This is a genomic window from Streptomyces seoulensis (assembly GCF_022846655.1).
Classification (GTDB): domain Bacteria; phylum Actinomycetota; class Actinomycetes; order Streptomycetales; family Streptomycetaceae; genus Streptomyces.
On record NZ_AP025667.1, the window covers coordinates 3,901,183 to 3,925,156 of the forward strand.

Sequence of the window (23,974 nt, forward strand, 5' to 3'; positions counted from 1 at the left end):
TCCGTTGTCGGATTGGCTCGTTCTCGTCCTGGCCATGCTGGGAGCCTGTGCCGTGGTGGTGATCATCACCCTCGTCCGGCACAAGCGGGCCCCGGAGGACGAGGACCCCAGCGAGACCCCGGACGTCATCGAGTACATGACGATGTGGATCGGGGTGGTGTACGCCATCGTCCTGGGCCTGGCCATCGCGGGCGTCTGGGAGGCGCGCAGCGCCGCCGGGGACACCGTCCAGGCCGAGGCACAGGCCCTGCACGAGGTCTCCGAGCGCGTCAGCGTCTATCCGGCGGACGTGCGTGACCGGGTGCGCGCGGACGTCGACGCGTACGTGTCCTACGTCGTCGACACCGAGTGGAAGTCGATGACACAGCGGGGGGAGGTCACCGCTCAGGGTGCCCGGCTGCTGGACCGGGTGCGCCAGGACGTGACGGACTACCAGCCGCGCAGCGACTTCGAGGCGCAGGCGTACCAGCCGCTGGTGGACCAGGTGGCCGCGGCCGACCAGGCGCGCAACGCGCGCGCCGACTCCACCGGCGCGACCATGCCGTCCGTGGTGTGGTGGGGGCTGCTGTGCGGCGCGGTGATCACCGTGGGCATGGTGTTCGCGCTCCAGATCCGGCGTACCGCGCGTGAACTGGTCCTGGCCGGGCTGTTCTCGGCCACCATCGCGTTCATGCTGTTCCTGATCTGGGACTTCGACGCCCCCTTCAGCCGGGGCATCGCGGTGACGGCCGAACCGTTCCTCACCCTCTTCCCGCACGTCTAGCCACGAGCACACCGCGGGCCCTCGTCCCGGCCCGGCGAGGGGCGGTACGAGGGCCCGTACGAGCGTGTCCCGCGCCGGCGAGGACGCGGGGCGGGGCTCAGGCGCGCTTCTCGTGGCGGCGGCGCAGCCAGAAGGCGCCGCCGCCGAGCGCGGCCGAGGCGACCAGTCCGCCGCCGATGGCCACGTCGGCACGGGTGGCGCCGGTGGTGGTGCTGCCGCCGAGGCCGCCGTTGACACCGCCGAGCACGGTGAAGGCGTTCGGGCGGGTCAGGGAGCGGCCACCGCAGTCGACGGTGATGTCGTAGCGGCCGGGACGGGCGTCACGGTCGATGGTGACGACGGCACGGGAGTTGTCGTTGCCGTTCGAGTTCAGCCGGGCGGTGCGGAAGGCGCGCGAGGAGACGGTGCCGCCGCGGCATCCCTCGACGGTGATGGTCAGCCGGCCGCCGGCGGGGAGCACGCTGGGGGTGACGACGATGTTGCGGAGGTTGCCGTCGTTTCCGTGGCCACCGTTGCCGTTGCCGTTGCCGTTCCCGTGGCCGTTGCCGAAGTTGCCCTGGCCGTTGCCGTTCCCGAAGTTGCCGTTGTTGTTGAAGTTCCCGTTGCCGTTCCCGTTGCCGAAGTTCTCGTTCCCCCGGCCGTTCCCGTTCCCGTTGCCGAAGTTGCCGTTCCCGAAGTTGTCGTTGCCCCGGTTGCCGTTGCCCAAGTTCCCGTTGTTGTTGAAGTTGCCGTTGTTGTTGAAATTCCCGTTGCCGTTGCCGTTGCCGTTGAAGTTGCCGTTTCCGTGCCCGTTGCCGTTGAAGTTGTTGTTGAAATTGCCGTTCCCGTTGAAGACACCGGTGTTCGGGCTGACGCCCGTGACGGTGGTGGTGCCGTTCCCGTTGCCCATGCCGTCCGCGACGGCGACGGGGGCGGCGATACCGAGCACGGCGATCGCGGCGCACGTGGCCGCCAAGGCACGCTGGTTACGCATGTGTTCCTCCGCGAGAGGCACGCCGGGGCCGGTCCCCGGGCGATCGGCGAGAAAGCACCTCCCGACAGAACCCTCAGGGGCCCGGAACACGCCCGCATGTCGAGAATGGTCCGTCCTGGTGAGTACACCCCTCACCCGACAACCACACAATCGGATATCGCCGCAGGTCACAGCCCGTCAGAAATTCTCTCCGCTCTGCAACTCGGATGGCGCACCGGAAAGCCGGGCGGCCACCCGTTCGCACGCCGCCCCGTCGCCCTTCACCGGCGCGGGACTTAGCGTTTTCCCATGCGCCACGGACGTGGCAGCGGTCACGTCGAGAGGGGATGGCGAATGTCTGCGTCCGAGCTGGCGGAGTGGAGCGAACGGGAGGAGCGGCGCAGGAGACGCGCCCCCTGGGGTGTGCTGGCGCTCGTGCTGCTGACCGGTGTGGCGCTGATCCGGAACGGCTCCGGCGAGTTCGACGTGGGCCCGCCCCAGCCCGCCTCGGCCGCGGCCCCGGCCCCCGATGTGCGGGCCTCGCCGAGCGCCGTCGCGGCTGCGGCTCCGGCCGGGCTGTCGTTCTCGGCGGCGGACCGGGTGCGTATCCCGGCGATCCAGGTCGACGCCCCGGTCACCCCGGTGGGCCTCGACGCCGGCGGCTGGGTCGGCGCGCCGCCGCCGGAGGACCCCAACCTGGCGGGGTGGTTCACGGGCGCGGTCTCCCCCGGCGAGAAGGGCACCTCCGTGATCGTCGGCCATGTCGACAACACCCGGGGCCCGGCCGTCTTCTACGGGCTCGGCGCGCTGAAGAAGGGCGACCGGGTCGAGGTGGGGCGGCAGGACGGCAGGACGGCCGTGTTCGAGGTGTACGGGGTCGAGGTCTTCGAGAAGAGCAAGTTCCCCGGCGACCGTGTCTACGGCTCCAAGGGCACGCCGGAGCTGCGGGTGATCACCTGCGGCGGCGGTTTCTCCAAGCAGAACGGCTACGACGGCAACGTGGTCGTCTTCGCCCGCCTGGTCACGGGGGCCTGAGCCGCCGCGACCAGGGGCGGACGGCCCGGCTCAGGTCATGCGGCGGGGCGGGACGGTCAGGTGGTAGCCCTGGTCGAGCAGATAGGGCAGGTACTCGCGGATCGCGCGGACGCTCTGCGTCCGGTCGCCCCCGGCGTCGTGGGAGAGGATGACGACGCCGGGGGCGGCGCCGTGTTCCACCCGCTTGACGACCGTGCCGGTGCCGGGGGTCATCCAGTCGGTGGTGTCGACGGTCCAGGCCATCGGCTCCATGCCCATGGCGGCACCGAGCTGGAAGGTGGCCCGGTTCCAGGCGCCGTAGGGGGCGCGGAACCACTGCGGGCGGTCACCGTAGGCGTCCTCGATGACGTCGCTGGTGCGCTCGATCTCGTCGCGGATGTCCTTGCGGGCCATCTCGGTCAGCAGCGGATGCGTCCAGGTGTGGTTGCCGACCACATGTCCCTCCTCGGCCATCCGGGCCAGGAGTTCCTTGTTGTCGACGGCCATCTCCCCGCACACGAAGAACATCGCGCGTACGTCGTACTTCGCGAGGGTGTCCAGGATGTGCGGGGTGTAGTCGGGGTGAGGGCCGTCGTCGAAGGTGAGCATCATGTTCTTGCCCTTGCCGGCCAGCCGAAGGATGGGCTGGTGACGCACCTTCAGCTTGCCGGGGGCGGTGGGCGGGGGGCCGTAGCCGATGAGGGGCTGGAGGCGGAACGCGGAGGGCTTGAGGGCCTGGCGGGCCTGCGGCCCGGCGAGACCGGCGGTGGTGCGGGCGGCCTGGTCGCCGCCGCCCGCCATGAGGACTCCCCCGGCACCCGCGGCGCCGAGGACGGCGGCCGAGCCGAGCAGCATCCGGCGCCGTGTGAACAACTGATCCTTCTCCATGAACCATCAGTCGCCCGCCGACCCTGTGCCGCACCGCACCGACACCGGTGCGGCGGGTCCGATCCACTCGGTCGGCCGAGCCGGGCGCGATCCCGCCCGCGCCCGTCCGCTGGACGGAACGGCGGCTTCCGATAGCCTCACCGCCGTGACGGAACAGCAGGCAGAGCACGAGCGGAACCGGTTCGAGCGCGGCACGGACGGTCCGAAGGTCATCGTCGTCGGCGTGGACGGCTCCGACTCCTCGCTGCGGGCGGCGGCGTACGCGGGCGGTCTGGCCCGGCGGCAGGGCGCGCTGCTGGCGGTGGTGTACGTGCAGCCGGTACTGGCGGCCGGGGCGGCGCTCGGGGTGCCGGTGGCGCAGGCCACGGACGAGATCGCCGAGGATCTGATCGCGCAGATCAGGGAGGCGGCGGAGCGGGTGAAGGGGATATTCGAGGTGCGCTGGGAGTTCCACACCTTCCGCGGCGACCCCTTCAACGGCCTGGTGCAGGCAGCCGACGAGCTGAAGGCGGACGCGGTGGTGGTGGGCGCCTCCGAGCAGGCCGGGCACCGGATCATCGGGTCGGTGGCGGTCCGGCTGGTGAAGGCGGGACGGTGGCCGGTGACGGTCGTCCCGTAGCGAGGGAGCGCAGCATCGGCGTGGTCGCCAGGAGCAGCACCCCGGCCACGGCGAGCGCGGTGCGCGGGCCGGTGAGGGCGGCCAGCAGGCCCCACAGCGCGGTCAGCGCGGCGGTGCCGGCCTTGCCGGTGACCGACCAGGCGGAGAGCGTACGGGCCACCCGGTCGTCCGGGGTGCGCTCCAGCCGCTCGGCGGCGAGCACCGGGTTGAAGACGCCGGCGCAGGTGATCAGGCACAGCTCGACCGCCATGACGAGGACCAGGCCGGGCACGCCGGGCCGGACGAGGGCCAGGCCGATCGGCCAGCAGGCGCGCAGCACGCCCGAGGTGAGCAGGACCCGGCGTCTGCCGTAGCGGGCGGCGAGCGGCCGGGCGAGCCGGGAACCGAGCAGGCCGCCGAGGCAGGGGACGGCGAAGGCGAGGCCGTACTGCCAGGGCGCGAAGCCGAGCGGGCCGAGCATGAGGACGGCGAGCGGCGGCGCCTGGGCCATGATCAGGCCGTTGACCAGGACCGTGTTGAGGAACAGCGGGCGCAGCCGGGGGCTGGTGAGCAGGTGCCGCCAGCCGTCGAGGAGGTCGGCCGTGCGCGGGCGGGAGGTGTCGCGGGGCGGCCGCTCGGGGGCGGGCTCGGTGCCGTCGATGGCGCGGATCCCGAGGGCCGACAGCAGGAAGCTCACGGCGTTGGCGGCCACGGTCACCACCGGCCCGAACAGGCCGACGGCAGCCCCGCCGAGCGGGGGTCCGAGCACGGTGGCGGTCCAGGTGGTGGACTCGAACCTGCTGGTGGCGGTGAGCAGTCCGGCGCGCGGTACGAGGCTCTTGAGGTGGGCGCCGGAGGCGGCGGTGAAGGTGAGGTCGGCGGCTGCCACGACCATGGACACGAGCAGTAGCTGACCGAAGCCGAGCACCCCGAGGAAGTGGGCCGCGGGCACGGCGAGCAGGGCGGCGCACCGGACCAGGTCGGCCGCGATCATGACGGGGCGTTTGCGGCGGAACTCCATCCACGGCCCCAGCGGCACCGCGAGCAGCGCGCCCACGGCAGGTCCGGCGGACGCCAGCAGAGCCACCTGGGCGGAGCCCGCGTGCAGCACGAGCAGGGCGATCAGCGCGAAGGCGTCGAACGCCAGCCAGGTCCCGGCGGCGCTCACGGCGTACGCGGCCCACAGCCACCCGAACCGCGACCCCAGCTTCACGCACAACCTCCTGTTGACCGGGGTCATGAAATCCGTCCGATGGCGGCGGGAGCAAACAACCAAAGCCCCCGCAGGCACAACCGATGGTTGTACGACTACCCTGTCGGCCATGGATCTCAAGGCCGTGCGCACCTTCGTCGCCGTGGCGGACACGGGGCAGTTCCAGGAGGCGGCCGCCGTGCTCGCCCTCACCCAGCAGGCCGTCTCCAAGCGCATCGCGGCGCTGGAACGGGACCTCGGGGTGCGGCTGTTCACCCGTACCGCGCGGGGCGCCGAGCCGACCCTGGACGGGCAGGCGCTCCTGCCGCACGCGCGGGCGCTGCTGCTGGCCGAGGAGCGTGCCGCCGCGTCGGTCCGGCCGGGCAGGCGGGCGCTCAGGGTGGACGTGATCGGTCCGCGGGTCGCCCCGGCCGTCCTGCTGCGGGGCTTCCACGAGACGCATCCCGGTGTGGAGCTGGACGTGGTCACCCTGTTCGACGCGGACACCGCCGTCGCCGCCGTGCGCGCGGGCCGCGCCGACGCGACCTTCCGGGCGGTCGGCATGCCGGGGCGGCGGCTGCCCGAGGACCTGGCGAGCGCCCGGGTGCTGGACGAACCGCTGTACCTGCTCACCGGTCCCGGGCATCCGCTGGCCGGGGCGCGCTCGGTGACGCCCGCGGAGCTGGCCGGGCACCGGATCTGGATGCCGAGCATCGTGGAGGGCGTCGAGTGGGCCGCCTACTACGCCTCACTGGCGGCGGAGTTCGGGCTCACCATCGACTCGGCGGGAGCCAACTTCGGCAGCGCCGCGATGCTGGACGCGCTCGCCGGGTCCCCGGAACTCGCGACCTTCGTGGGTGAGCATCCCCGGCTGGTCTGGCCCGCGGGGCACGATCTGCGACTGATCCCGATCACCGGCCCGACGCCGGTCTACCCGCACTCCCTGATCTGGGACCGGGCCAACGCCCACCCCGCTCTGGCCGCCCTGCGCACGTATCTCACCGGTCGGTCCGAGCCGGCGCGGGGCCCGGCCACCTGGGTCCCGGACTGGGCCGCGACCTGAGCGCCGTGCGTGGCGCCTTCCGAACCGGCCGCCCCTGGGCCATCATGATCCGCCGTCAGCCGTTTGCCGTCGGGGAAGAGGTGAGGCGTGTGGCCAAGATCCGTTCGGGTGAGGGGATTCTCCGTCGCAAACCCATCGAACACATCGAGGAGTCCGAGGCGGCCGAGGGCGGTCTGGACCGCTCGCTCGGCCTGTGGCAGCTCACCGCGATCGGGGTGGGCGGCATCATCGGGGCGGGCATCTTCACGCTCGCGGGCACGGTCGCCAACGGCACCGCCGGGCCCGCGGTGCTGGTGTCGTTCCTGATCGCCGGTCTGGCCAGCGCGTGCGCGGCCCTGTCGTACGCCGAGTTCGCGGGGATGATCCCGAAGGCGGGGTCGGCGTACACCTACGGGTACGCGGTACTGGGTGAGTTCGCGGGCTGGTTCATCGGCTGGGACCTGCTGCTGGAGTACACCGCGATCGTGGCGGTGGTCGCCATCGGCATCTCCGGCTACTTCAGCTTCCTGGTGGAGCAGATGGGCGCGGACCTGCCCGCATGGATGCTGGGCGCGCCCGGCACCGGCGAGGGGCACCGGGTGGACCTGTTCGCGGCGATCCTGTGTCTGCTGATCGCCTGGCTGCTGAACCTGGGCATGCGCAGCGCGGCCCGGTTCGAGACGTTCGTGGTGGCGCTGAAGGTGCTGGTGGTGCTGCTGGTGATCGGTGTGGGCGCCTTCCACATCACCGCGTCGAACTACCAGCCCTTCTTCCCCTTCGGGATCAGCGGCGCCTTCACCGGCGCGGCCACCGTGTTCTTCGCGGTGTTCGGCTACGACGCGATGTCGACGGCGGCCGAGGAGTCCAAGGACGCCCAGAAGCACATGCCGAAGGCGATCATCTACTCGCTGATCATCTCGATGGTGCTGTACGTGGCCGCCTGTCTGGTGCTGACCGGCATGCAGAACTACAAGGACATCGACCCCGAGAGCGGGTTCTCCACCGCGTTCAAGTCCGTCGGGCTGGGCGGCCTCGCGGACGTGATCGCGGTGGGCGCGATCATCGGCATCCTCACCGTGATGTTCACGTTCATGCTGGGCGTCACGCGTGTCTGGTTCTCGATGGCCCGGGACGGGCTGCTGCCGCGCTGGTTCGCCAAGACGCACCCCACCCGGCACGTGCCGACCCGGGTGACCTGGATCGTCGGTGTCGGGGCGGCCTGCATCGCCGCGTTCGTGCCGATCGGTGAGGCGGCCGAGCTGACCAACATCGGCATCCTGCTGGCGTTCGTGGTGGTGTGCGCCGCGGTGATCGTTCTGCGCTACCGGCGCCCCGACCTGCCGCGCGGGTTCCGTACGCCGTGGATGCCGTACGTGCCCGCGCTGGGCGTGCTCTTCTCGCTCTGGCTGATCTCCTTCCTCCAGTGGCAGACCTGGGTGCGGTTCGCCATCTGGTTCCTGATCGGCTGCGTCGTCTACTTCGGCTACTCCTACCGGCATTCGGTCCTCGCCCGGCGGCCGCCCGCCGAGTGATCACTTCCCCATGGTGAGTCCGGCCCCGGCCGCCTTCCGGCTCAGTACGGTGTTCCGGACGCGGTCGCGGGCCGCGGCGAGATCCGCGCCGGCGGCGATGGCGCCGTTGACGTCGATCGCGCGGCCGGCGTCGAGGTCGTACACCTCGGGCAGGAACTCGGCGCGGCGCACCTCCCAGCGTGCGCCCGGCTTCGCGGGCGGGGCGAAGGTGAAGCGGGCGAGGGTGGACTCGTTGCCGCGCCACTCCCCCGCGCCCGCGCCGCCGTCGGCGATCTGGTCGCCCATGCCGTAGACCACCCAGGTGCCGTTGACCTTCTCGTACGGCTGGGGGACGTGGGCGTGGGTGCCGAGGACGAGGTCGATGTCGGGGCGGCCGCCCGTCTTGGCGGCGGTGAGCTTGTCGGCGAGGGTGACCTGGCCCGCGTCGGGGGCGTCCTGCCAGGCGGAGCCCCAGTTGACGGAGAGCACGACCACGTCGGCGCCCGCCTTGCGGGCGGCCCGCGCGGCCGCGGCGATCCGGCCCGCGTCGGCCGGGTCGACCGCCCCGGACTGCCCGGTGGTGTCGTAGGCGTACGACAGGTGGGCGACCTTCGCGGTGCCCGCCCGCAGCAGGGTGACGGTACGGGCCTCGGCCTCGGTGCGGGAGGTCCCGGCGTGCCGTACGCCGGCCTGGTCGAGGGCGTCCAGGGTGCGGGTGACACCGGTGTCGGCGGCCTGCGGGGAAGCGGTGGAGCAACTGTCGTAGCCGGTCGCGGCGAGGCCCTGGGCGAGCTGGGGCAGGGCGGCGACGGCCGGGTCGCCGTCGGCGGCCTCGACAGGTTCGAGGTGACAGAGCGCCAGATCGGCGCCGGACACCGCCGGCCGGGCCCCGGCGAGCATGGGGCGGAAGTCGTGTCCGGCGCCGGAGGCGTCGAAGCCCGCCCGTTCGGTGGCGGCGGCGGACGGCTGGATGCCGCCGGCGGCGACGAGCGTGAAGCCGCGTCCGGTGCCCGGCGCGGGCTGCCCGGAGGCGCCGGGCTCGACCCGGTCCTGGTTCTGGCAGGCGGCCACCGCCGCGAGCACGGCGGTCAGCACGAGGGCCACCTGATGCCTGCGTCCGATCATCAACTCACCCCAGAATTGTCGTATTGACAGACAAGCCCTGACGGGCATATGGGTATGAATCTGGCGTCGTGCGCAAACAGCGCCTAGCCCATCCGGCGCCCCGCGCCCCCTGAGTGACCGTTCGTCCGACCGTTCGGCGAGCCCTGACGACCGTCCGTCGCACCGGCGTGCGCGCGGGGTGTCGCCGAAGGACGGGCTGCGCTGCCATACGGCCATGACGGCCGGAACCACTGCCCCAGGGACGACGACCGCCGAGCATGAACTCGCCGCGCTGCAGCGGGAGCACGGGCGGCCCCTCTTCGCGCTGCTGCTGCGGCTGAGCGACGGGGACCGGCAGCGCGCCGAGGATCTGGTCCAGGAGACCCTGGTACGGGCCTGGCAGCATCCCGAGGCGCTGCGCGCCGAGAACTTCGCCTCGGCCCGGCCCTGGCTGCTGACCGTCGCCCGGCGGCTGGCCATCGACGCCCGGCGGGCCCGGCGGGCCCGGCCGCCGGAGGTGGTGGACGAGGTGCCGGAGAACGCGCGTGTGACCGCCGACCACGCCGAGCGGGCCGCCGCCGCGCTCGATGTGCGCGAGGCTGTGAAGACACTCACTCCGCACCACCGTGACGTGCTGGTACTCGTGTACTTCCGCGGGGCCAGCGTGGCGGAGGCCGCCGAGATCCTGGGCATTCCACCCGGTACCGTGAAGTCCCGCGCGTACTACGCGCTGCGCGCCCTGCGCCAGGTTCTTCCGGGATACGCGACTGACCTGCGGTGAAACCGGGAGCCTGGTCAAGCCTCGGTAAAGCGCCTTGCCGTGCCCCCCGTCGGGGCCATGAGCTGTCCTCATCCGTGTTCCGGGCGGGGGGCCGGGTTCGGGCGACTTGCACGCACCGGAGGAAGGCAGGCAGGGATGCTCCACAGAGGTCACGAGAGCACGAGCGGCGCCGGCGGCGGTGAACTCACCGTCCCCATGGCCTGGTTCTACGCCGAGTACATCGCCGACGAACTGCTGCGCACCGGCGATCTGATGCCACCGACGTCCTTCGAGTTCCGGGCGGGCCGGGACGCGCTGGCGCTCACCGTCTTCCTGTCCGACACCGAGCGCGAACTCTCCGGCGTCCGGGTCATCTCGCAGTTGGAGACCTGGCTGTCGCTGACGGCGTACGACCAGCCGTGGCGGGACTGGGTCGGCTCCCGGATGGCCGAACTCGCCGCCGAGGACGTCTCGTCCGGCGCCCCCGACCCCGACCTGGCGCTGGCTCAGGCGGCCTGGCGCTGGCTGGAGGAGACCGAGCTGCTCGCGCCCGACCTGGACGCGGTGCCGGGCGGCGGCACCGCGTGCGGCGAGGACGACGGGCCGAAGGTGTGGACCCCCGCCTGGCGGCTCGGCCTGCCCCTCGGACACCTGGCCATCCACCTGTTCTGAACCGGACTCCGGCGGCGGACCGGGCTCGTTTTCCGGCCACTTCGAACTCGGACCAATCCGGGGCCCCGACCGCTCCGAATCCCTCGGCGGGTTTCTGCGCGCGGCTTGAGTCATTCAGCCGTGCGGTGCGTACCAATGGGTGCACCGCGTAACCCCACCCGCACCCATAGGCACGAGGATTCGGCATGAGGTCCCTGGAAAGGCATCGCGCCGTCGGCGCGTACGCGCTCGGCGTGCTGGACGAGGCGGAGACCTTCCGCTTCGAGGACCACCTCGCCGAGTGCCCCCGGTGCGCGACGGACGCGGCCGAATTCGGCCCCACGGCACGGCAGTTGATGCTGTACCGGCAGGCCACGCCCGCCTTCGTGCCCGCGCTGGCCCAGCCGGGTCCCCGGCTGCTCGACCGGCTGCTCGGCGAGATCACCGTACGCCACCGGGCCCGGCGCCGCCGGTTGCTGTACGGGCTCGCGGCCTCGGTGGTGCTGGCGGTGGCCGGCCCCGCGGTGATGGCCTTCGCCGGGCACGGGCAGCCCGCGTCCCGGGTCACGGCCGCCACCGATCCGGGCACCGGGGTGTGGGCGCGGGTCACCACCGAGGGCGAGCGGTGGGGCAGCGGGCTGCGCCTGGAGGTCCGGGACAGCGCCGGTCCGCACTCCTGCCGGCTGATCGTGGTCGGCCGGGACGGCACGGAGCAGGTGGCGGGCGGCTGGAACGTCGGCGCGCACGACGAGGGCACCACCGCGACCACGGCGGGCTCCTCGCTCAGCCCGGACGACATCGACCACTACGAGGTGCGTACGGACAAGGGCCGGCGGCTGGTGACGCTGCCCGCGCACTGACCCGGACCGGGCGGGGGCGTCACTTGAGCAGGCGGGAGAGCCTGCGGTCGGCGAGCGGCTTGCCGCCGGTCTGGCAGGTGGGGCAGTACTGGAGCGAGGAGTCGCTGAAGGAGACCTCGCGGATGGTGTCCCCGCACACCGGGCACGGTTCGCCGGTGCGGCCGTGGACGCGCAGCCCGCTCTTCTTCTCCGCCTTCAGCCGTCCCGCCGCGATCCCCCGCGACCGCTCGACCGCCTCGGTGAGGGTGGTGCGCAGCGCGGTGTACAGGCGGGTGGTCTCCTCAGGGGTGAGGGAGGCGGCGAGCTTGAACGGGGACATCTTCGCGGCGTGCAGGATCTCGTCGCTGTAGGCGTTGCCGACCCCGGCGATCAGGGACTGGTCGCGCAGCGCGCCCTTGAGCTGCCGCCGCTCGGCCTTCAGCAGACCCGCGAAGCGTTCCTCGTCGAAGTCGTCGGCGAGCGGGTCGGGGCCCAGCCTGGCGATGCCCGGCACCTCGGCCGGGTCCCGCACGACGTACACCGCGAGTCGCTTCTGCGTGCCCGCCTCGGTCAGGTCGAAGCCCTCGCCGTCCTCCAGCGCCACCCGCAGCGCCAGCGGGCCCTTGCCGGGGCGCGGCGGGGTGTCCGGCAGGGTGTCGCGCCAGTGCAGCCAGCCCGCGCGGGCCAGGTGGGTGACGAGATGCAGGCCGGCGTCGGTCTCCAGGTCCAGGAACTTCCCGTACCGGCGCACGGCGGTGACCTCGGCACCCTCCAGGGCGGTGACCGGGGGGTCGTAGGTCTTCAGCACGCTGATGGCCAGCGGCAGCACGCGGGTCACCCGGCGCCCGGCCAGGTGCTCGGCGAGGAAGTCGGTCAGCGCTTCTACCTCGGGCAGTTCCGGCATGTGTCCAGGGTGCCACCGGTGCGCGGCGGCGCCAGGCGGCGGTCAGCCGTCCGGGTCCACCCGGAACTCGCACCACACGGCCTTGCCGCCGCCGCGCGCCTCCACGCCCCAGGCGTCGGCCAGCATGTCGACCAGGAGCAGCCCGCGCCCGGAGACACCGTCGTCCTGCGGTTCGCGGCGGCGCGGCAGCGCGCTGGAGGAGTCCTCCACCTCGACGCGCAGGCGCCGCTCGGCGCCCGAGAGCAGGCGCAGGGTGACGGTCGCGGAGCCCTCGGTGTGCATCAGCGCGTTGGTGATCAGCTCGTCGGCGACGAGTTCGATCTCGTCGGCCCGGTCGCCGGCGCCCCAGGCCCGTGCCTCGGCGCCGATCAGGTGCCGGGCGCGGGTGAGGGCGTCGGGATCGCCGGGGACGACACGCAGCCGCAGCCGGCCGCGCGCCCGTGGGTCCTCGGGCTCCCGGCGGCGCAGCAGGAGCAGGGCGACGTCGTCCTCGCCGCCGCGTTCCTCGGCCATGGCGATCAGGCGCCCGGCGAGTTCGCGTACGTCGTCCGGGCCCTCGGCGAGGACCTCGGCGAGGTCCCGCATGCCGTCGTCCAGGTCCGTGCCGGGCTGCTCGACCAGGCCGTCGGTGCACAGCAGGAGCGTGTCCCCGGGGTCCAGCTCCAGGGTGGCGACGGGGTACTCCAGCCGGCCGAAATCGGCGGAGAGGCCGAGCGGCAGCCCGCCCTCGACGCCGACGCGCCGGGAGGTGCCGGCGGCGTCGCGGACCAGGGGGTCGAGGTGACCGGCGCGGACGACCTGGACGACGCCGGTGGACAGGTCGGCCTGGGCGTACAGGCAGGTGGCGAACCGGTCGGTGTCCAGTTCGTCGAGGAAGACGGAGGCGCGGGCCATGACGGTGGCCGGGGTGTGGCCCTCGGCGGCGTAGGCGCGCAGCACGATCCGCAACTGGCCCATGACGGCCGCCGCGTGGGTGTCGTGGCCCTGGACGTCCCCGATGACGGCGCCGACCCGGCCCCCGGGCAGCGGGATCAGGTCGTACCAGTCGCCGCCGATGTCCCGGCCGAGGGCGGCGGAGCGGTAGCGCACGGCGACGTCGGCGCCCCGGACGCTGGGGATGGTGCGGGGCAGCATCGCCTGCTGGAGGCCCTGGGCGAGGTCCTTCTCCTGCTCGTAGAGCATGGCGCGCTGGAGGCTCTGCGCGATGCTGCTGCCGAGGGCGACCAGGACGGCGCGTTCCTCGGCGGAGAAGCCGCGCCGGTCGCCGTAGAGCAGCCCCATGGCGCCGAGCGGGCGGCCCTGGGCGATCAGCGGGAGGTAGGCGGCGGAGGTGATGTGCAGCTCGGTGATGTGCGGCCAGAGGATCGGGTACTCCTCGGCGAACTCCTCGGGCGACTCGATGAAGCGGGGGACGAGCGTGCGGACGACCTCGCTCATCGGGTAGGGGTCGTCGATCCGGGTGATGCGGGTGCCGGGCACGAAGCTCTCGGTGGGGCCCTCCGCGACCAGCCGGATGCGGCCGGCCTCCACCAGACCTATGACGACGCTGGTCGCGCCGAGGTGGCGGATGCCGTGGGTGTCCTTGAGGACGTCGATGACGTCCTGGACGCTGCGGGCGTGGGCGAGCGCGGCGGAGATGGCCTCCACGACGCTGGTCTGCTGGCGGAACGCCTCCTCCTGCGCGGTGCGCGGGGCGCGGGCGGGGCTGTCGGCGAGTTCCCGGGTGGCGTCGCGGACGAGGCCGACGATCCGGCGCGGGCGGCCGGTGCCGTCGCGGAGGATGGCGCCCTGGCTGTGGGCCCAGCGGGTGGAGCCGTCGCGGCGGCGGACCCGGAAGTAGGCGCCGTAGGTCTCGCTGCCGTCCTTGATGGCGCGCGCGACCGCCTCGTCCAGCCTGGCGGCGTCCGGCGGGGGCACCCGCAGGGACAGGGAGGTGGCCTTGCCGTCGTACTCCTCGGGGAGGAGGTCGAAGATCTCGTGCGCCCGGGCGTCCATGTGGAACAGGCCCGCGTCCAGGTCCCAGTCGAAGCTGCCCATGTGGTTGAGCGCCAGGATCGTGTCCGGGTCGGCGGGCCGCTTCTCCGGGAGTGACAGGGCACTCGCTCCCCGATCAGCCATGGGGCCACCTTGCCAGCAAATGTCCGAATCTTCGAGTGGGGCGTGGCAGGGTGTGGCCGCCCGGCCCGTACGGGTTACGCGGACCGGGCGGCGCGGTACACGGCAGTGACGGACGGGCGCGACGGACGCGACGGGCGGGGAGCGGCCCCGGCCGGGCGGCCGCCGTGGAGGCAGGAGCGCGAGCGCGATGGAGTGGTTCACCGCCCCCGACTACTGGCTGAGCCGGCTGGTGCTCCAGCGCGGGCTCGCCGCGCTCTACCTGGTGGCCTTCCTGGCGGCGGCACGCCAGTTCCGGCCGCTGCTGGGCGAGCGCGGGATGCTGCCGGTGCCGCGCTACACCGCGCGAGTGGGCTTCAAGGAGTCGCCGAGCCTGTTCCACGCGTACTACTCGGACCCCTTCTTCGCCGGGTGCGCCTGGGCGGGGTGCGCGGTCTCGGCGGCCCTGCTCGCGGGGGCGGACTCCCTGCTGCCGCTATGGGCCGGGATCCTGCTGTGGCTGGTGCCGTGGGCGCTGTACCTGTCGATCGTCAACGTGGGGCAGACCTGGTACGCGTTCGGCTGGGAGACGCTGCTGCTGGAGACCGGCTTCCTGGCGGCGTTCCTCGGCAACGACGAGGTGGCCCCGCCCGTGGTGGTGCTGTTCCTGCTGCGCTGGGTGCTGTTCCGGGTGGAGTTCGGCGCGGGGCTGATCAAGCTGCGCGGTGACGCCTGCTGGCGGAAGCTGACATGTCTGGACTACCACCACGAGACGCAGCCGATGCCCGGTCCGCTGAGCTGGTTCTTCCACCATCTGCCGAGGCCCCTGCACCGGGTGGAGGTGGCCGCCAACCACGTCACCCAACTCGTCGTCCCCGTGCTGCTGTTCACTCCGCAGCCGATCGCGTCGGCGGCCGCCGCGCTGATGATCGTGACCCAGCTCTGGCTGGTGCTGTCCGGGAACTTCTCCTGGCTGAACTGGATCACCATCGTGCTCGCCCTGTCCGCGCTGCGGCTGCCCGCCGATCCGCCCGCCGTGCCCGCCGCACCGCTCTGGTACGAGGTGCTGGTGCTCGCGGTCGGCGTGGTCCTGCTGGCCCTCAGTTCCCGCCCGGTCATGAACATGGTCTCCCGGCGCCAGGTGATGAACCGCTCCTTCGACCCGCTGCGCCTGGTGAACACCTACGGCGCGTTCGGCAGCGTCAGCCGGGTCCGCTACGAGGTGGTGATCGAGGGCACCCACGACGAACGCCCGCGCGAGGACGGCGACTGGCGGGAGTACGAGTTCCACGGCAAGCCGGGCGACCCCCGCCGCTGGCCGCGCCAGTTCGCGCCGTACCACCTGCGCCTGGACTGGCTGATGTGGTTCGCCGCGCTCTCCCCCGCGTACGCCGGGGACTGGTTCGGCAAGCTGGTGGAACGACTGCTGGAGGACGACCGCGACACCCTGCGCCTGCTGCGCCGCTCCCCCTTCCCGCCCGGCGCCCCGCCCCGCTACGTCCGCGCCCGCCTCTTCCGCTACCGCTTCACCACCTGGCGCGAGCTGCGCGAGACGGGCGCCTGCTGGGAGCGGACCTACGTACGCGACTTCCTGCGCCCCACCCGGCTCGGCACCACCCGGTGATCCGCGTCGGCACCCCCCTCTCGACGTGGAGCGCGTGAGCGGGCACAGTGCTGCCGTGCGCGCCGGTCCGCGCGCCGGGAGTCGACGAGGAGTGCACGTGAGTAGCTGGGCCGGCCGTACGGCCGCCGACATCGCCGCCGCCGTCCGCGAGAAGCGGGTCACTCCTCGTGGGGTGGTGGCGGAGCATCTCGCGCGGATCGCTGAACTGGACGGACGGGTCGGCGCGTTCCGCACCGTGCGCGCGGAGGCGGCCCTGGCGGAGGCGGACGAGGTCGGCGCCCGCCCGGATCTGGCCGGACTCCCGCTGGCCGGTGTGCCGGTGGCGGTGAAGGACAACCTCGGCGTGCGCGGCGAGTCCACCCGCAACGGCTCGGCCGCCACACCGGACACCCCCGCCGCCGACGACCATGTGACCGTGGCCCGGCTGCGCGCGGCGGGCGCGGTGGTGGTGGGTCTGACGAACGTGCCCGAGCTGTGCGTGTTCGGCACCACCGAGGGCGTGTACGGCACGGCCCGCAGCCCCTGGGACCTGACCCGCACGGCCGGCGGCTCGTCCGGGGGCAGCGCGGCGGCGGTCGCGGCGGGTCTGGTGCCGCTGGCGCTCGGCAACGACGGCATGGGCTCGCTGCGCATCCCGGCGGCGGCCTGCGGTCTGGTGACGCTGAAGCCGGGTCACGGCGTGGTCCCGGCGGGCATCGGCCACGGCGACTGGTTCGGCATGTCGGAGAACGGCCCGCTGGCGACCACGGTCGAGGATCTGCGGCTGATGCTCGGGGTCCTGGCCGAGACCGCGTTCCCGGCACCGGAGGAGCGGGCGCCGAAGCGGATCGCGGCTGCGGTGCGCAGCCCGCTGGCCGGAGTGGGCGTGAGCGAGCCGTTCCGCTCCGCGGTCCGGGAGGCGGCGGGCCTGCTGAACGGCGCCGGGCACACGGTACGGCGGGCCGAGCCGCCCTACCCGCTCGACCTGGGCCTGACCGCGCTGCGGCACTGGACGGCCGGTACGGCGGTGGACTCGGCCGAGCTCGACCCGGCCCGGCTCGCCCGGCGCACCCGCACGCACGCGGCCGTCGGCCGGCGCTTCGTCCGCTCGGTGCGGACCGGCGAGACCCGCGACCGGCTGCGCGCCCGCCTGTTGCCGTTCTTCACCGAGTACGACGTGCTGCTCACCCCGGCGCTGGCCCGCCGCTCCCCCGCCGCCGCGCCCTGGCACGAGCGGAGCTGGCTCGCCAACGTGGCGGTCAACACGGCGAGTTCACCCTTCACCCCGGTGTGGAACCTGACCGGCTGGCCCGCGATGTCGGTGCCCTTCGGGGCGCTGCCGAGCGGCGCTCCGGCGGCGGTGCAGTTGGTGGGCCGTCCCGGCACGGAGGCGGAACTGCTGTCCGTCGCGGAGGACTTGGAGCGGCTGCGTCCCTGGACGCGTACGGCGCCGCTGGCCTAGAGCACCTTGCGCACGGCCTAGAGAACCTTGCGCACGGCCTAGAGCACCTTGTGCATGATGTGCAGCCCGACCCTGCCGTCGCGGGGGTGGTCGAAGGCGTCCGGGACGGTGCCCAGGATGCTGAAGCCCAGGGAGGTCCAGAGGCGGACGGCGGGGTTGGTCTCGACGACGGCGTTGAAGACCATCGCGCTGAAGCCCTGGGCCTTCGCCTCGGCGAGGACGTGTTCGGCCAGTGCCCGGCCGACGCCACGCCCGGCCTGGTCGGGGTCGACCATGAAGCCGGCGTTGGCCACGTGCGCGGCGGGTCCGCCGTAGTTCGGGGTGAGGTAGGCCGAGCCGAGCAGGGCGCCGTCGGCGTCCTCGGCCACGTACACCCGTCCGGGTGACTTCATCCAGAGGGCGCGGGCGGCTTCCTCGGGGGTGCCGGGGTCCCAGGAGTAGGTGTCACCGGCGGAGACGATGCGGTGCCAGACGGGCCAGATGCGGGGCCAGTCCCCGGCCTCGGCTTCTCTGATCAGCATGGGCGTGAGTCTGTCACGCCCATGCGCCCGACGTCGCTGGGGCGGAAGGGGGTCAGTCCACGCTGGGCAGGATGTGGGGCTCCGCGAGGTCTTCCTCGTAGCCCGCCAGGCGGATCGGGGCGGAGCGAGCCCACACGTCCAGGCTGCCGAGTTCTCCGGGCCTGCGGCGGGAACGCTCCGTGCGTTCGTCGGGGCCCTGTTCGCCGTTCGTCTTCTCCGGTTTCACCGCGCACTCCTTATGTGTCGGATCACCCTCGGGGGCGTCCCGGACCTTCAGATTAACCAAATGAGCGGACCCGCGCTCGATAGGGAATGCAAACAAGACGTAACTTCCGCACACCCGTCGCCCCCTCAATCCCCCTCAATATGGGGCTCTTTACCGCGAAGCGCATCCGCTGCGGGGGCCGTCGATTCACCCACTCGGCCCAGTCCTGCGTCTGCCCGGCCGACGCCCCGTCATACGACGGCGCGGCACCGGACCGAGGGTCCGATGCCGCGCCGTCAGGTGGGAGAGGCGGGAGAGGTCACCACTTGCCGGGCGCGTAGTCCTTCATGAAGACGCCGTACAGGTCCTCGCCCTGCTCGCCGCGCACGATCGGGTCGTACACGCGGGCAGCGCCGTCGACCAGGTCCAGCGGGGCGTGGAAACCGGCCTCGGCCAGGCGCAGTTTGTCGTAGTGCGGGCGCTCGTCGGTGATCCAGCCGGTGTCGACCGAGGTCATGAGGATGCGGTCGGTGTCGAACATCTCCTGGCCGCTGGTCCGGGTCACCATGTTCATCGCGGCCTTGGCCGCGTTGGTGTTGGGGTGGCCGGCGCCCTTGTAACCGCGGGCGAAGACGCCCTCCATCGCCGAGACGTTCACGACGTACGCGCGCCCGTTGGCCGCCTGCTTCGCGGCGGCCGCCATGGCCGGGCGGAGCTTGCTGATCAGGATGAACGGCGCGGTGTAGTTGCAGAGCTGGGTCTCCAGCAGTTCCACGGGGGAGATCTGCTCGATGGACTGCACCCAGGTGTTGGTGTCGACGACGTCGGGCAGCAGGCCGCCCGCGTCGATGGCGGTGCCGTCGAGGTGCCGGGCGACGCTGGCGTTGCCCGCGACCAGGGCCAGGTCGGCGACCTTCTGGGCCTCCAGGCCGCTGGTGCCGACGGGCAGCGCGGCCAGACCGTCGACCGCGCCGGAGTTGAAGGCGCCGATGACGTGGTGGGCGGGGAGCTCACCGGCGGGCAGCGGGGCGCTCTCGCCGTCGACCAGGGCCGCGTAGGCGGAGGGCAGCCGGCGCACGGTCTGCGTCGCGTTGTTGATCAGGATGTCCAGCGGTCCCGCCTCGGCGACCTGGTCCGCGAGGGCGACCGCCTGGGCCGGGTCGCGCAGGTCGATGCCGACGACCTCCAGGCGGTGCATCCACTCCGCCGAGTCCTCCATCGCCTTGAAGCGGCGGATGGCGTCCTTGGGGAACCGGGTGGTGATCGTGGTGTGGGCGCCGTCGCGCAGCAGCATCAGCGCGATGTACATGCCGATCTTGGCCCGGCCGCCGGTGAGCAGGGCACGCTTGCCGGTGAGGTCGGCGCGGGCCTCGCGGCGGGTGCGGTTCTCGGTGGCGCAGCCCTGGCAGAGCTGGTGGTAGAAGTAGTCGACCTCGGTGTACCGCTGCTTGCAGATGTAGCAGGAGCGGGGGCGCTGGAGTATGCCCGCGATCCGGCCGGCCTCGATCTTGGACGTGGGCAGGATGCCCTCGGTCTCGTCGTCGATGCGCTCGGCGGAGCCGGTGGCGGTGGCCTCGGTGACGTTACGGTCGTGCGCGGTCTTGGCGGCCCGGCGCTCCTGGCGGCGGCGCTGCTTGACCGTGCGGTAGATGTGCGAGGTGGCACGGCGGACCTGGATGGCGTCGGGGTGGTCGACGTCGATCCGGTCGAGCTCCTCCAGCACGCTCAGGCAGACGGCCAGGCGCTCCGGGTCGATCCCCGGCCCGTACACGACCTCGTCCACGGCCGTCGCGTCCGCGGACACCGCGTCCGTGGACGCCGAGCCGCCTTCTGTCACCGTCATCGCGCTGCCGCTTCCCTGATCACCCGCGCGGGGGCATGGGCGCGCCCGCTGTCGAACGGGGAATTTTACGGAGCGCCGGGCCCCTGGACCAAACCCGCACCGGTGGCGGGCGACCCGGGGGCCGGGAACGGCCAAGGTCAGACCTCGCAGGCTGTGAGCAGCATCTCCATCTCGTCGGTGAGCGCGCGGGCCAGCACGTCGAGGTCGGGCACCGCGCGGGCGTCCGCGACGAGCCCGTAGTGGACGCGCCCCCGGTAGGTGGAGACGGCCACGGCCAGGGACTGGCCGGGGGCGAGCGGGGCGAGCGGGAAGACCTCGGCCAGCTCGTGGCCGCCGAGCTTCAGGCCGATGCCGGGCAGCGGGACGCTGGTGACGAGGATGTCGAACCAGAGCCGGGCCGCCTGCCCGACCAGCGGTCCGCCGAGCCGGTGCCCGAGCGCGGGGACGTGGTCGGCGAGCAGGGCGACGGCGCCCGCGCCCCGGTCGGCGCCCGCGTCCTTGTTGCGGAGCATCGCGGCGCGCACCGTCTCCAGCCGGGCCAGCGGGTCGGGGTCGGCGACCGGGAGCCGCATCAGGTACCCGGAGAGCCGGTTGCCCTGCGGCTGGGCGGTGCGCGGGCGGCGCCGGGACACCGGGATGAGGGCGCGCGGGGCGACACCCTCGCTGCCGTCCCCGCGCTCCTCCAGCCAGCGGCGCAGGGCACCGGCGACCACGGCGATCAGTACGTCGTTCACCGTGCCCCCGGCGCTCTTGCGGACCCGGTGCACGTCGTCGATGTCGAGCACGGCCCCGGCGGTGCGACGGGTGCCGCTGGGCGCGGAGGCCAGCGCCGGGGCGGGGCGCATGCCGAGGGTGGAGCGGGCCAGCGAGGCGCCGATGTCCAGGGCCCGGCCCATGTCGGAGACGGCACCCCTGACCAGGTCGGGGACGCGTCCGGGCAGCGTGCGCACCTCGGAGAGCAGGCCGGGCCGCTGCTCGGCGGGGCGCGGGCCGCGTTCGGGCAGGTCGACGGGGTCGAGCAGGGAGGCGGCCAGCTTCAGGGCGCGCAGGCCGTCGGCGAGGGCGTGGTGGAACTTGAACAGCACGGCGAAGGACACCCCGTCCGCGCCGGGCAGCACATGCGCCTCCCACGGCGGCCGTCCGCGCCTGAGGGGGCGCTGCATGAGCCGTCCCGCCATGCCCTGGAAGTCGTCGGTCGGGGCGTGCAGCCGCACGTGGTCCAGCGGGTCGAAGTCCGGTACGGGCTCGCGGGTGGCGCCGCCGAAGGCGAGGGGCTGCCAGACGTCGCGGATGCGCATGCGCAGGCCGGGGACGGCGGCGGCGCGGGAGGCCAGCAGATCGGCGGCGTGCGCGCCGGCGGCGGGCGACCGCGTGGCGAAGACGCCGAGCGCGCCGAGGTGCATGGGATACCGGGCGGACTCCATGTTCCAGAAGGCGAGGTCGAGAGGGGCGAGCAGATCGGAAGTCAAGGCGTGCCTCGCGTCGTCGACGGGTGGGTCTGCTGTCTGTCCCCGAGTCAATCCCCGAATCCTGATTACGGTCAAGTGTGATCAGGTTACGCTCAGTTAACAGCAGATAAAGTCCCGCCCTCCGAGAAGGGCGGGACTCGGCAGACCCGGAGGTCACTTCAGTGCGGGGGGTGCCGCGTCGGGTGCCGTGCCCCACCCGGACGGGCGCGGGCCGACCGTGAACGCGAGCGTCCGCAGCGAGCGCAGCGCGCGGGTCGTCAGGTACGTGCGCTCGTGCGCTCTGCGGTCGGTGCGGACGGTCTGGATGTAGCGGTCGGCGGCCGAGGTGCCGGGTGCGGTGACGGTGAGGGCGCCGGTGGGCCAGTAGCGGCGGTCCAGGGTGAGGTCGACGCGGTCGAAGACGGGGGTGGACAGGCCCCAGGTGTCGTGGCCGGGCTGGACCGGGAAGACGCCGATGGAGGTCAGCACGTTCCAGGCGGACATGGTGCCGAGGTCGTCGTTGCCGGTCATGCCGGTCGGGGTGTCGGTGAACAGGGTCAGCGCGGCGTGCACCACGTCGGTGGTCTTCCAGGGCTGGCCGGTGGACAGGTAGGTGTAGGGGGCGATCAGGTCGGGTTCGTTCTGCGGGTTGTACTTGTCGGCGTTGTAGTAGTCGTACGGGTCGCCGTGCACCCACACCTGGCGGGCGGTCAGTTCGGGGTCGGCGAGCAGCCTGTCGTAGGCGAAGAAGGTGTCCAGGCGCCGTTCGGCCGCGGCCTTGCCGCCGATCAGGCCGATCATGCCGGGCAGGTCCTGGGGCACCAGCCACTGGTACTGCCAGGCGGTGCCCTCGTGGAAGCCGGTGCCCCGGGCGGGGTCGGCGGAGCCGGTGAAGGCGCCGGAGGCGTCGCGCGCGCGGAAGAAGCCGGTGGCGGGGTCGAAGAGGTTGCGGTAGTTCCGGGACCGGGCGGCGAAGCGGGCGGCGTCGCCGTGGTGGCCGAGGGCGCGGGCCATCTGGGCGAGCATGGCGTCGGAGAGGGCGTACTCCAGGGTGGCGGAGGCGCCGAAGTGGTAGTCGGAGTCACCGACCTTGGCGTAGGGACGGCCCTTGATGTAGGGCGCGAAACCGTGCGCCAGGTACTCGGCGTTGGCCTCGCGGCCGACCCCCGGGAAGGCGGTGGGCGGCACGCCGTCGGCGTTCTTCCTGAGTGCCTCGTAGGCCCGGTCCTCGAAGCCCTTCAGCAGGCCGAGATGGAAGGCGGTGGTGAGGAAGGGGGTCACCGGGTCGCCGGTCATGATGTTGGTCTCGACCGCGCCGTACCCCCACTTGGGCAGCCAGCCGCCGTCCTCGTCGATCCGCACCACGGAGCGCGCCATGTCACGGGCCTCGCGCGGGGCGAGCAGGCCCAGGAGCTGCGCCTGGGTGCGGTAGGTGTCCCACAGGGACCAGTTCTGGTAGTAGGTGAAGCCCCGTGCGCGGTGCGGCCTCTGGTCCCAGCCGAGATAGCGGCCGTCGGCGTCGCTGCCGATGTTGGGCGCGAGGAACGAGCGGTAGAGCGAGGAGTAGAAGGTGCGGCGCAGCGCCGGGTCGCCGCCGCGCACCCGGACGGTCGCCAGCCTGCGTTCCCACGCCTCGCGGGCCCGCCGTCGCACGGTGTCGAAGGACGGGCCGCCCTCGGCGCGCAGGTTGGCGGCGGCGCCGCGCGCGTCGACGTAGGACAGGGCGGTGGTCGCCTCGACGGTGCGGTCCTCGGTGGTGTCGAAGCGGACGTACGCCCCGCCCGTCCCGCTCCGCGCCCCGGCCGTGACCGCGCCGGCGTCCCAGGCGCCGAACGCGGTGAAGGGCCTGTCGAACCGGGTGACGGTGTAGACGGTGTACGGGCCGGTGTCCCGGCAGAAGCCGTGGCCGGAGATCTTCGTGCGTACGGTGCGGTCGTCGAGGATCTCCACCTCGGCGCCGCCCGGCTTGTGCAGCGACTGGGCGGCGTTGAGCAGGACGTTGGCCTGCTTCGTGGCCGGGAAGGTGTAGCGCTGGACGCCGGTGCGGGCGGTGGCGGTGAGTTCGGCGCGGATGCCGGTGCCGAGGCCGACGCGGTAGTAGCCGGGGCTCGCCTCCTCGTCGTCGTGGGAGAAGGCGGCGGCGTAGCGGGCGTTGTCGGTGGCGGTGACCTCGCCGGTGGTGGGCAGCACGGGCAGGTCGCCGCCGATGCGGCAGCCGACGCCGGAGACATGGAGCAGGGAGAAGCCGCGGATGTGGTCGTGGGTGTGGTCGTAGCCCGTTCTGTGCCCGGTGTCCGGGGAGAGCTGCACCATGCCGAACGGCACGGCCGCGCCGGGGAAGGTGTTGCCCTCGTTCTGGGTCCCGATGAACGGGTTGACCAGATCGGTGAGGTGGCCGTCGGACGGTTCGGCCGCGCGGGCGGGGGTGGCGGCCAGCGCTGACGCTGCCATCACCCCGGCCAGGCACAGCCGGGTGCGCCGGGTCCCTCTCATGTCGGATGACCTCCGCTGGTTCGACGTCGTTGCCAGCATCGTGCGGGGCGGACGGCGTGAACCGGGACATCCGGGACGGTTCGAGGG

21 protein-coding genes are annotated in these 23,974 nt (G+C 72.9%); 10 read left to right on the forward strand and 11 right to left on the reverse strand.

Translation table 11 applies throughout. The annotated features are described in order from the left end of the window. Positions 1–4 precede the first annotated feature (4 nt). A complete protein-coding gene (locus HEK131_RS17950; protein ID WP_217464504.1) occupies positions 5–763 on the forward strand; it encodes a DUF4239 domain-containing protein in 759 nt (252 codons plus the stop codon). A gap of 97 nt (positions 764–860) precedes the next feature. Here the strand turns inward: HEK131_RS17950 and HEK131_RS17955 are convergent, their stop codons facing one another. Beyond that, positions 861–1,736: a hypothetical protein gene (locus tag HEK131_RS17955; protein ID WP_244336132.1), complete on the reverse strand. Its 876-nt coding sequence runs from the start codon at positions 1,734–1,736 to the stop codon at positions 861–863. Positions 1,737–2,069: 333 nt separating this feature from the next. Between HEK131_RS17955 and HEK131_RS17960 the strand changes: the two genes are divergently transcribed. Then, positions 2,070–2,750, forward strand: coding sequence for a class F sortase (locus HEK131_RS17960; RefSeq protein ID WP_244336133.1), 681 nt, complete (start codon positions 2,070–2,072; stop codon positions 2,748–2,750). A 30-nt stretch (positions 2,751–2,780) separates the two neighbouring features. Here HEK131_RS17960 and HEK131_RS17965 read toward each other — a convergent pair whose 3' ends face one another. Then, the gene (locus HEK131_RS17965) at positions 2,781–3,617 is read right to left on the reverse strand and encodes a polysaccharide deacetylase family protein (RefSeq protein WP_244336134.1); all 837 of its coding nucleotides are present in this window, start codon (positions 3,615–3,617) and stop codon (positions 2,781–2,783) included. Between the two features lie 145 nt (positions 3,618–3,762). Between HEK131_RS17965 and HEK131_RS17970 the strand changes: the two genes are divergently transcribed. Then, the gene (locus HEK131_RS17970; RefSeq protein ID WP_161150378.1) at positions 3,763–4,236 is read left to right on the forward strand and encodes a universal stress protein; all 474 of its coding nucleotides are present in this window, start codon (positions 3,763–3,765) and stop codon (positions 4,234–4,236) included. Here the strand turns inward: HEK131_RS17970 and HEK131_RS17975 are convergent. Next, positions 4,172–5,428 carry an MFS transporter gene (locus tag HEK131_RS17975; RefSeq protein ID WP_244336135.1) on the reverse strand — a complete coding sequence of 419 codons (1,257 nt, stop codon included), beginning with the start codon at positions 5,426–5,428 and terminating at the stop codon, positions 4,172–4,174. The two genes, HEK131_RS17970 and HEK131_RS17975, sit on opposite strands and share 65 nt — an antisense overlap. Before the next feature lie 109 nt (positions 5,429–5,537). Between HEK131_RS17975 and HEK131_RS17980 the strand changes: the two genes are divergently transcribed. Beyond that, entirely contained in the window at positions 5,538–6,470 is a 933-nt protein-coding gene (locus tag HEK131_RS17980; protein WP_244336136.1) for a LysR family transcriptional regulator, read from the forward strand. Positions 6,471–6,559: 89 nt separating this feature from the next. Further along, positions 6,560–7,981: an amino acid permease gene (locus HEK131_RS17985; RefSeq protein WP_217464511.1), complete on the forward strand. Its 1,422-nt coding sequence runs from the start codon at positions 6,560–6,562 to the stop codon at positions 7,979–7,981. Here HEK131_RS17985 and HEK131_RS17990 read toward each other — a convergent pair whose 3' ends face one another. After that, positions 7,982–9,085 (reverse strand): CapA family protein, encoded by a 1,104-nt coding sequence (locus HEK131_RS17990; RefSeq protein ID WP_244336137.1) that lies wholly within the window; start codon positions 9,083–9,085, stop codon positions 7,982–7,984. A gap of 214 nt (positions 9,086–9,299) precedes the next feature. On the opposite strand from HEK131_RS17990, the gene HEK131_RS17995 reads away from it, so the two are divergent. The 3 genes from HEK131_RS17995 to HEK131_RS18005 all read left to right on the forward strand — a co-directional run bounded on the left by HEK131_RS17995 (position 9,300) and on the right by HEK131_RS18005 (position 11,335). Further along, on the forward strand, positions 9,300–9,845 hold the full coding sequence (locus HEK131_RS17995) for a sigma-70 family RNA polymerase sigma factor (protein WP_217464513.1): 546 nt from the start codon (positions 9,300–9,302) through the stop codon (positions 9,843–9,845). A 135-nt stretch (positions 9,846–9,980) separates the two neighbouring features. After that, positions 9,981–10,496, forward strand: coding sequence for a hypothetical protein (locus HEK131_RS18000; protein ID WP_244336138.1), 516 nt, complete (start codon positions 9,981–9,983; stop codon positions 10,494–10,496). Positions 10,497–10,681: 185 nt separating this feature from the next. After that, positions 10,682–11,335, forward strand: coding sequence for a zf-HC2 domain-containing protein (locus tag HEK131_RS18005; RefSeq protein ID WP_244336139.1), 654 nt, complete (start codon positions 10,682–10,684; stop codon positions 11,333–11,335). A 19-nt stretch (positions 11,336–11,354) separates the two neighbouring features. Here HEK131_RS18005 and HEK131_RS18010 read toward each other — a convergent pair whose 3' ends face one another. Continuing rightward, a complete protein-coding gene (locus tag HEK131_RS18010) occupies positions 11,355–12,218 on the reverse strand; it encodes an Fpg/Nei family DNA glycosylase (RefSeq protein WP_161147108.1) in 864 nt (287 codons plus the stop codon). Positions 12,219–12,260: 42 nt separating this feature from the next. After that, positions 12,261–14,336, reverse strand: coding sequence for a SpoIIE family protein phosphatase (locus HEK131_RS18015; protein ID WP_244336140.1), 2,076 nt, complete (start codon positions 14,334–14,336; stop codon positions 12,261–12,263). A 187-nt stretch (positions 14,337–14,523) separates the two neighbouring features. Between HEK131_RS18015 and HEK131_RS18020 the strand changes: the two genes are divergently transcribed. Together HEK131_RS18020 and HEK131_RS18025 are read left to right on the forward strand one after the other, a co-directional pair. Continuing rightward, positions 14,524–15,936, forward strand: coding sequence for a lipase maturation factor family protein (locus HEK131_RS18020; protein ID WP_244336141.1), 1,413 nt, complete (start codon positions 14,524–14,526; stop codon positions 15,934–15,936). A gap of 97 nt (positions 15,937–16,033) precedes the next feature. Continuing rightward, positions 16,034–17,377, forward strand: coding sequence for an amidase (locus tag HEK131_RS18025; protein WP_244336142.1), 1,344 nt, complete (start codon positions 16,034–16,036; stop codon positions 17,375–17,377). A 38-nt stretch (positions 17,378–17,415) separates the two neighbouring features. Here HEK131_RS18025 and HEK131_RS18030 read toward each other — a convergent pair whose 3' ends face one another. The 5 genes from HEK131_RS18030 to HEK131_RS18050 form a co-directional block, all read right to left on the reverse strand. Next, positions 17,416–17,898, reverse strand: a complete 483-nt coding sequence (locus HEK131_RS18030; RefSeq protein WP_244336143.1) for a GNAT family N-acetyltransferase — start codon at positions 17,896–17,898, stop codon at positions 17,416–17,418. Between the two features lie 52 nt (positions 17,899–17,950). Next, on the reverse strand, positions 17,951–18,124 hold the full coding sequence (locus HEK131_RS18035) for a hypothetical protein (protein ID WP_217464521.1): 174 nt from the start codon (positions 18,122–18,124) through the stop codon (positions 17,951–17,953). Positions 18,125–18,422: 298 nt separating this feature from the next. Beyond that, positions 18,423–19,946 (reverse strand): SDR family NAD(P)-dependent oxidoreductase, encoded by a 1,524-nt coding sequence (locus HEK131_RS18040; RefSeq protein ID WP_244336144.1) that lies wholly within the window; start codon positions 19,944–19,946, stop codon positions 18,423–18,425. A gap of 137 nt (positions 19,947–20,083) precedes the next feature. Beyond that, positions 20,084–21,415, reverse strand: a complete 1,332-nt coding sequence (locus HEK131_RS18045; RefSeq protein ID WP_244336145.1) for a wax ester/triacylglycerol synthase family O-acyltransferase — start codon at positions 21,413–21,415, stop codon at positions 20,084–20,086. 153 nt (positions 21,416–21,568) lie between these two features. Further along, positions 21,569–23,887: a GH92 family glycosyl hydrolase gene (locus HEK131_RS18050; protein WP_244336146.1), complete on the reverse strand. Its 2,319-nt coding sequence runs from the start codon at positions 23,885–23,887 to the stop codon at positions 21,569–21,571. Between the last annotated feature and the right edge of the window lie 87 nt (positions 23,888–23,974).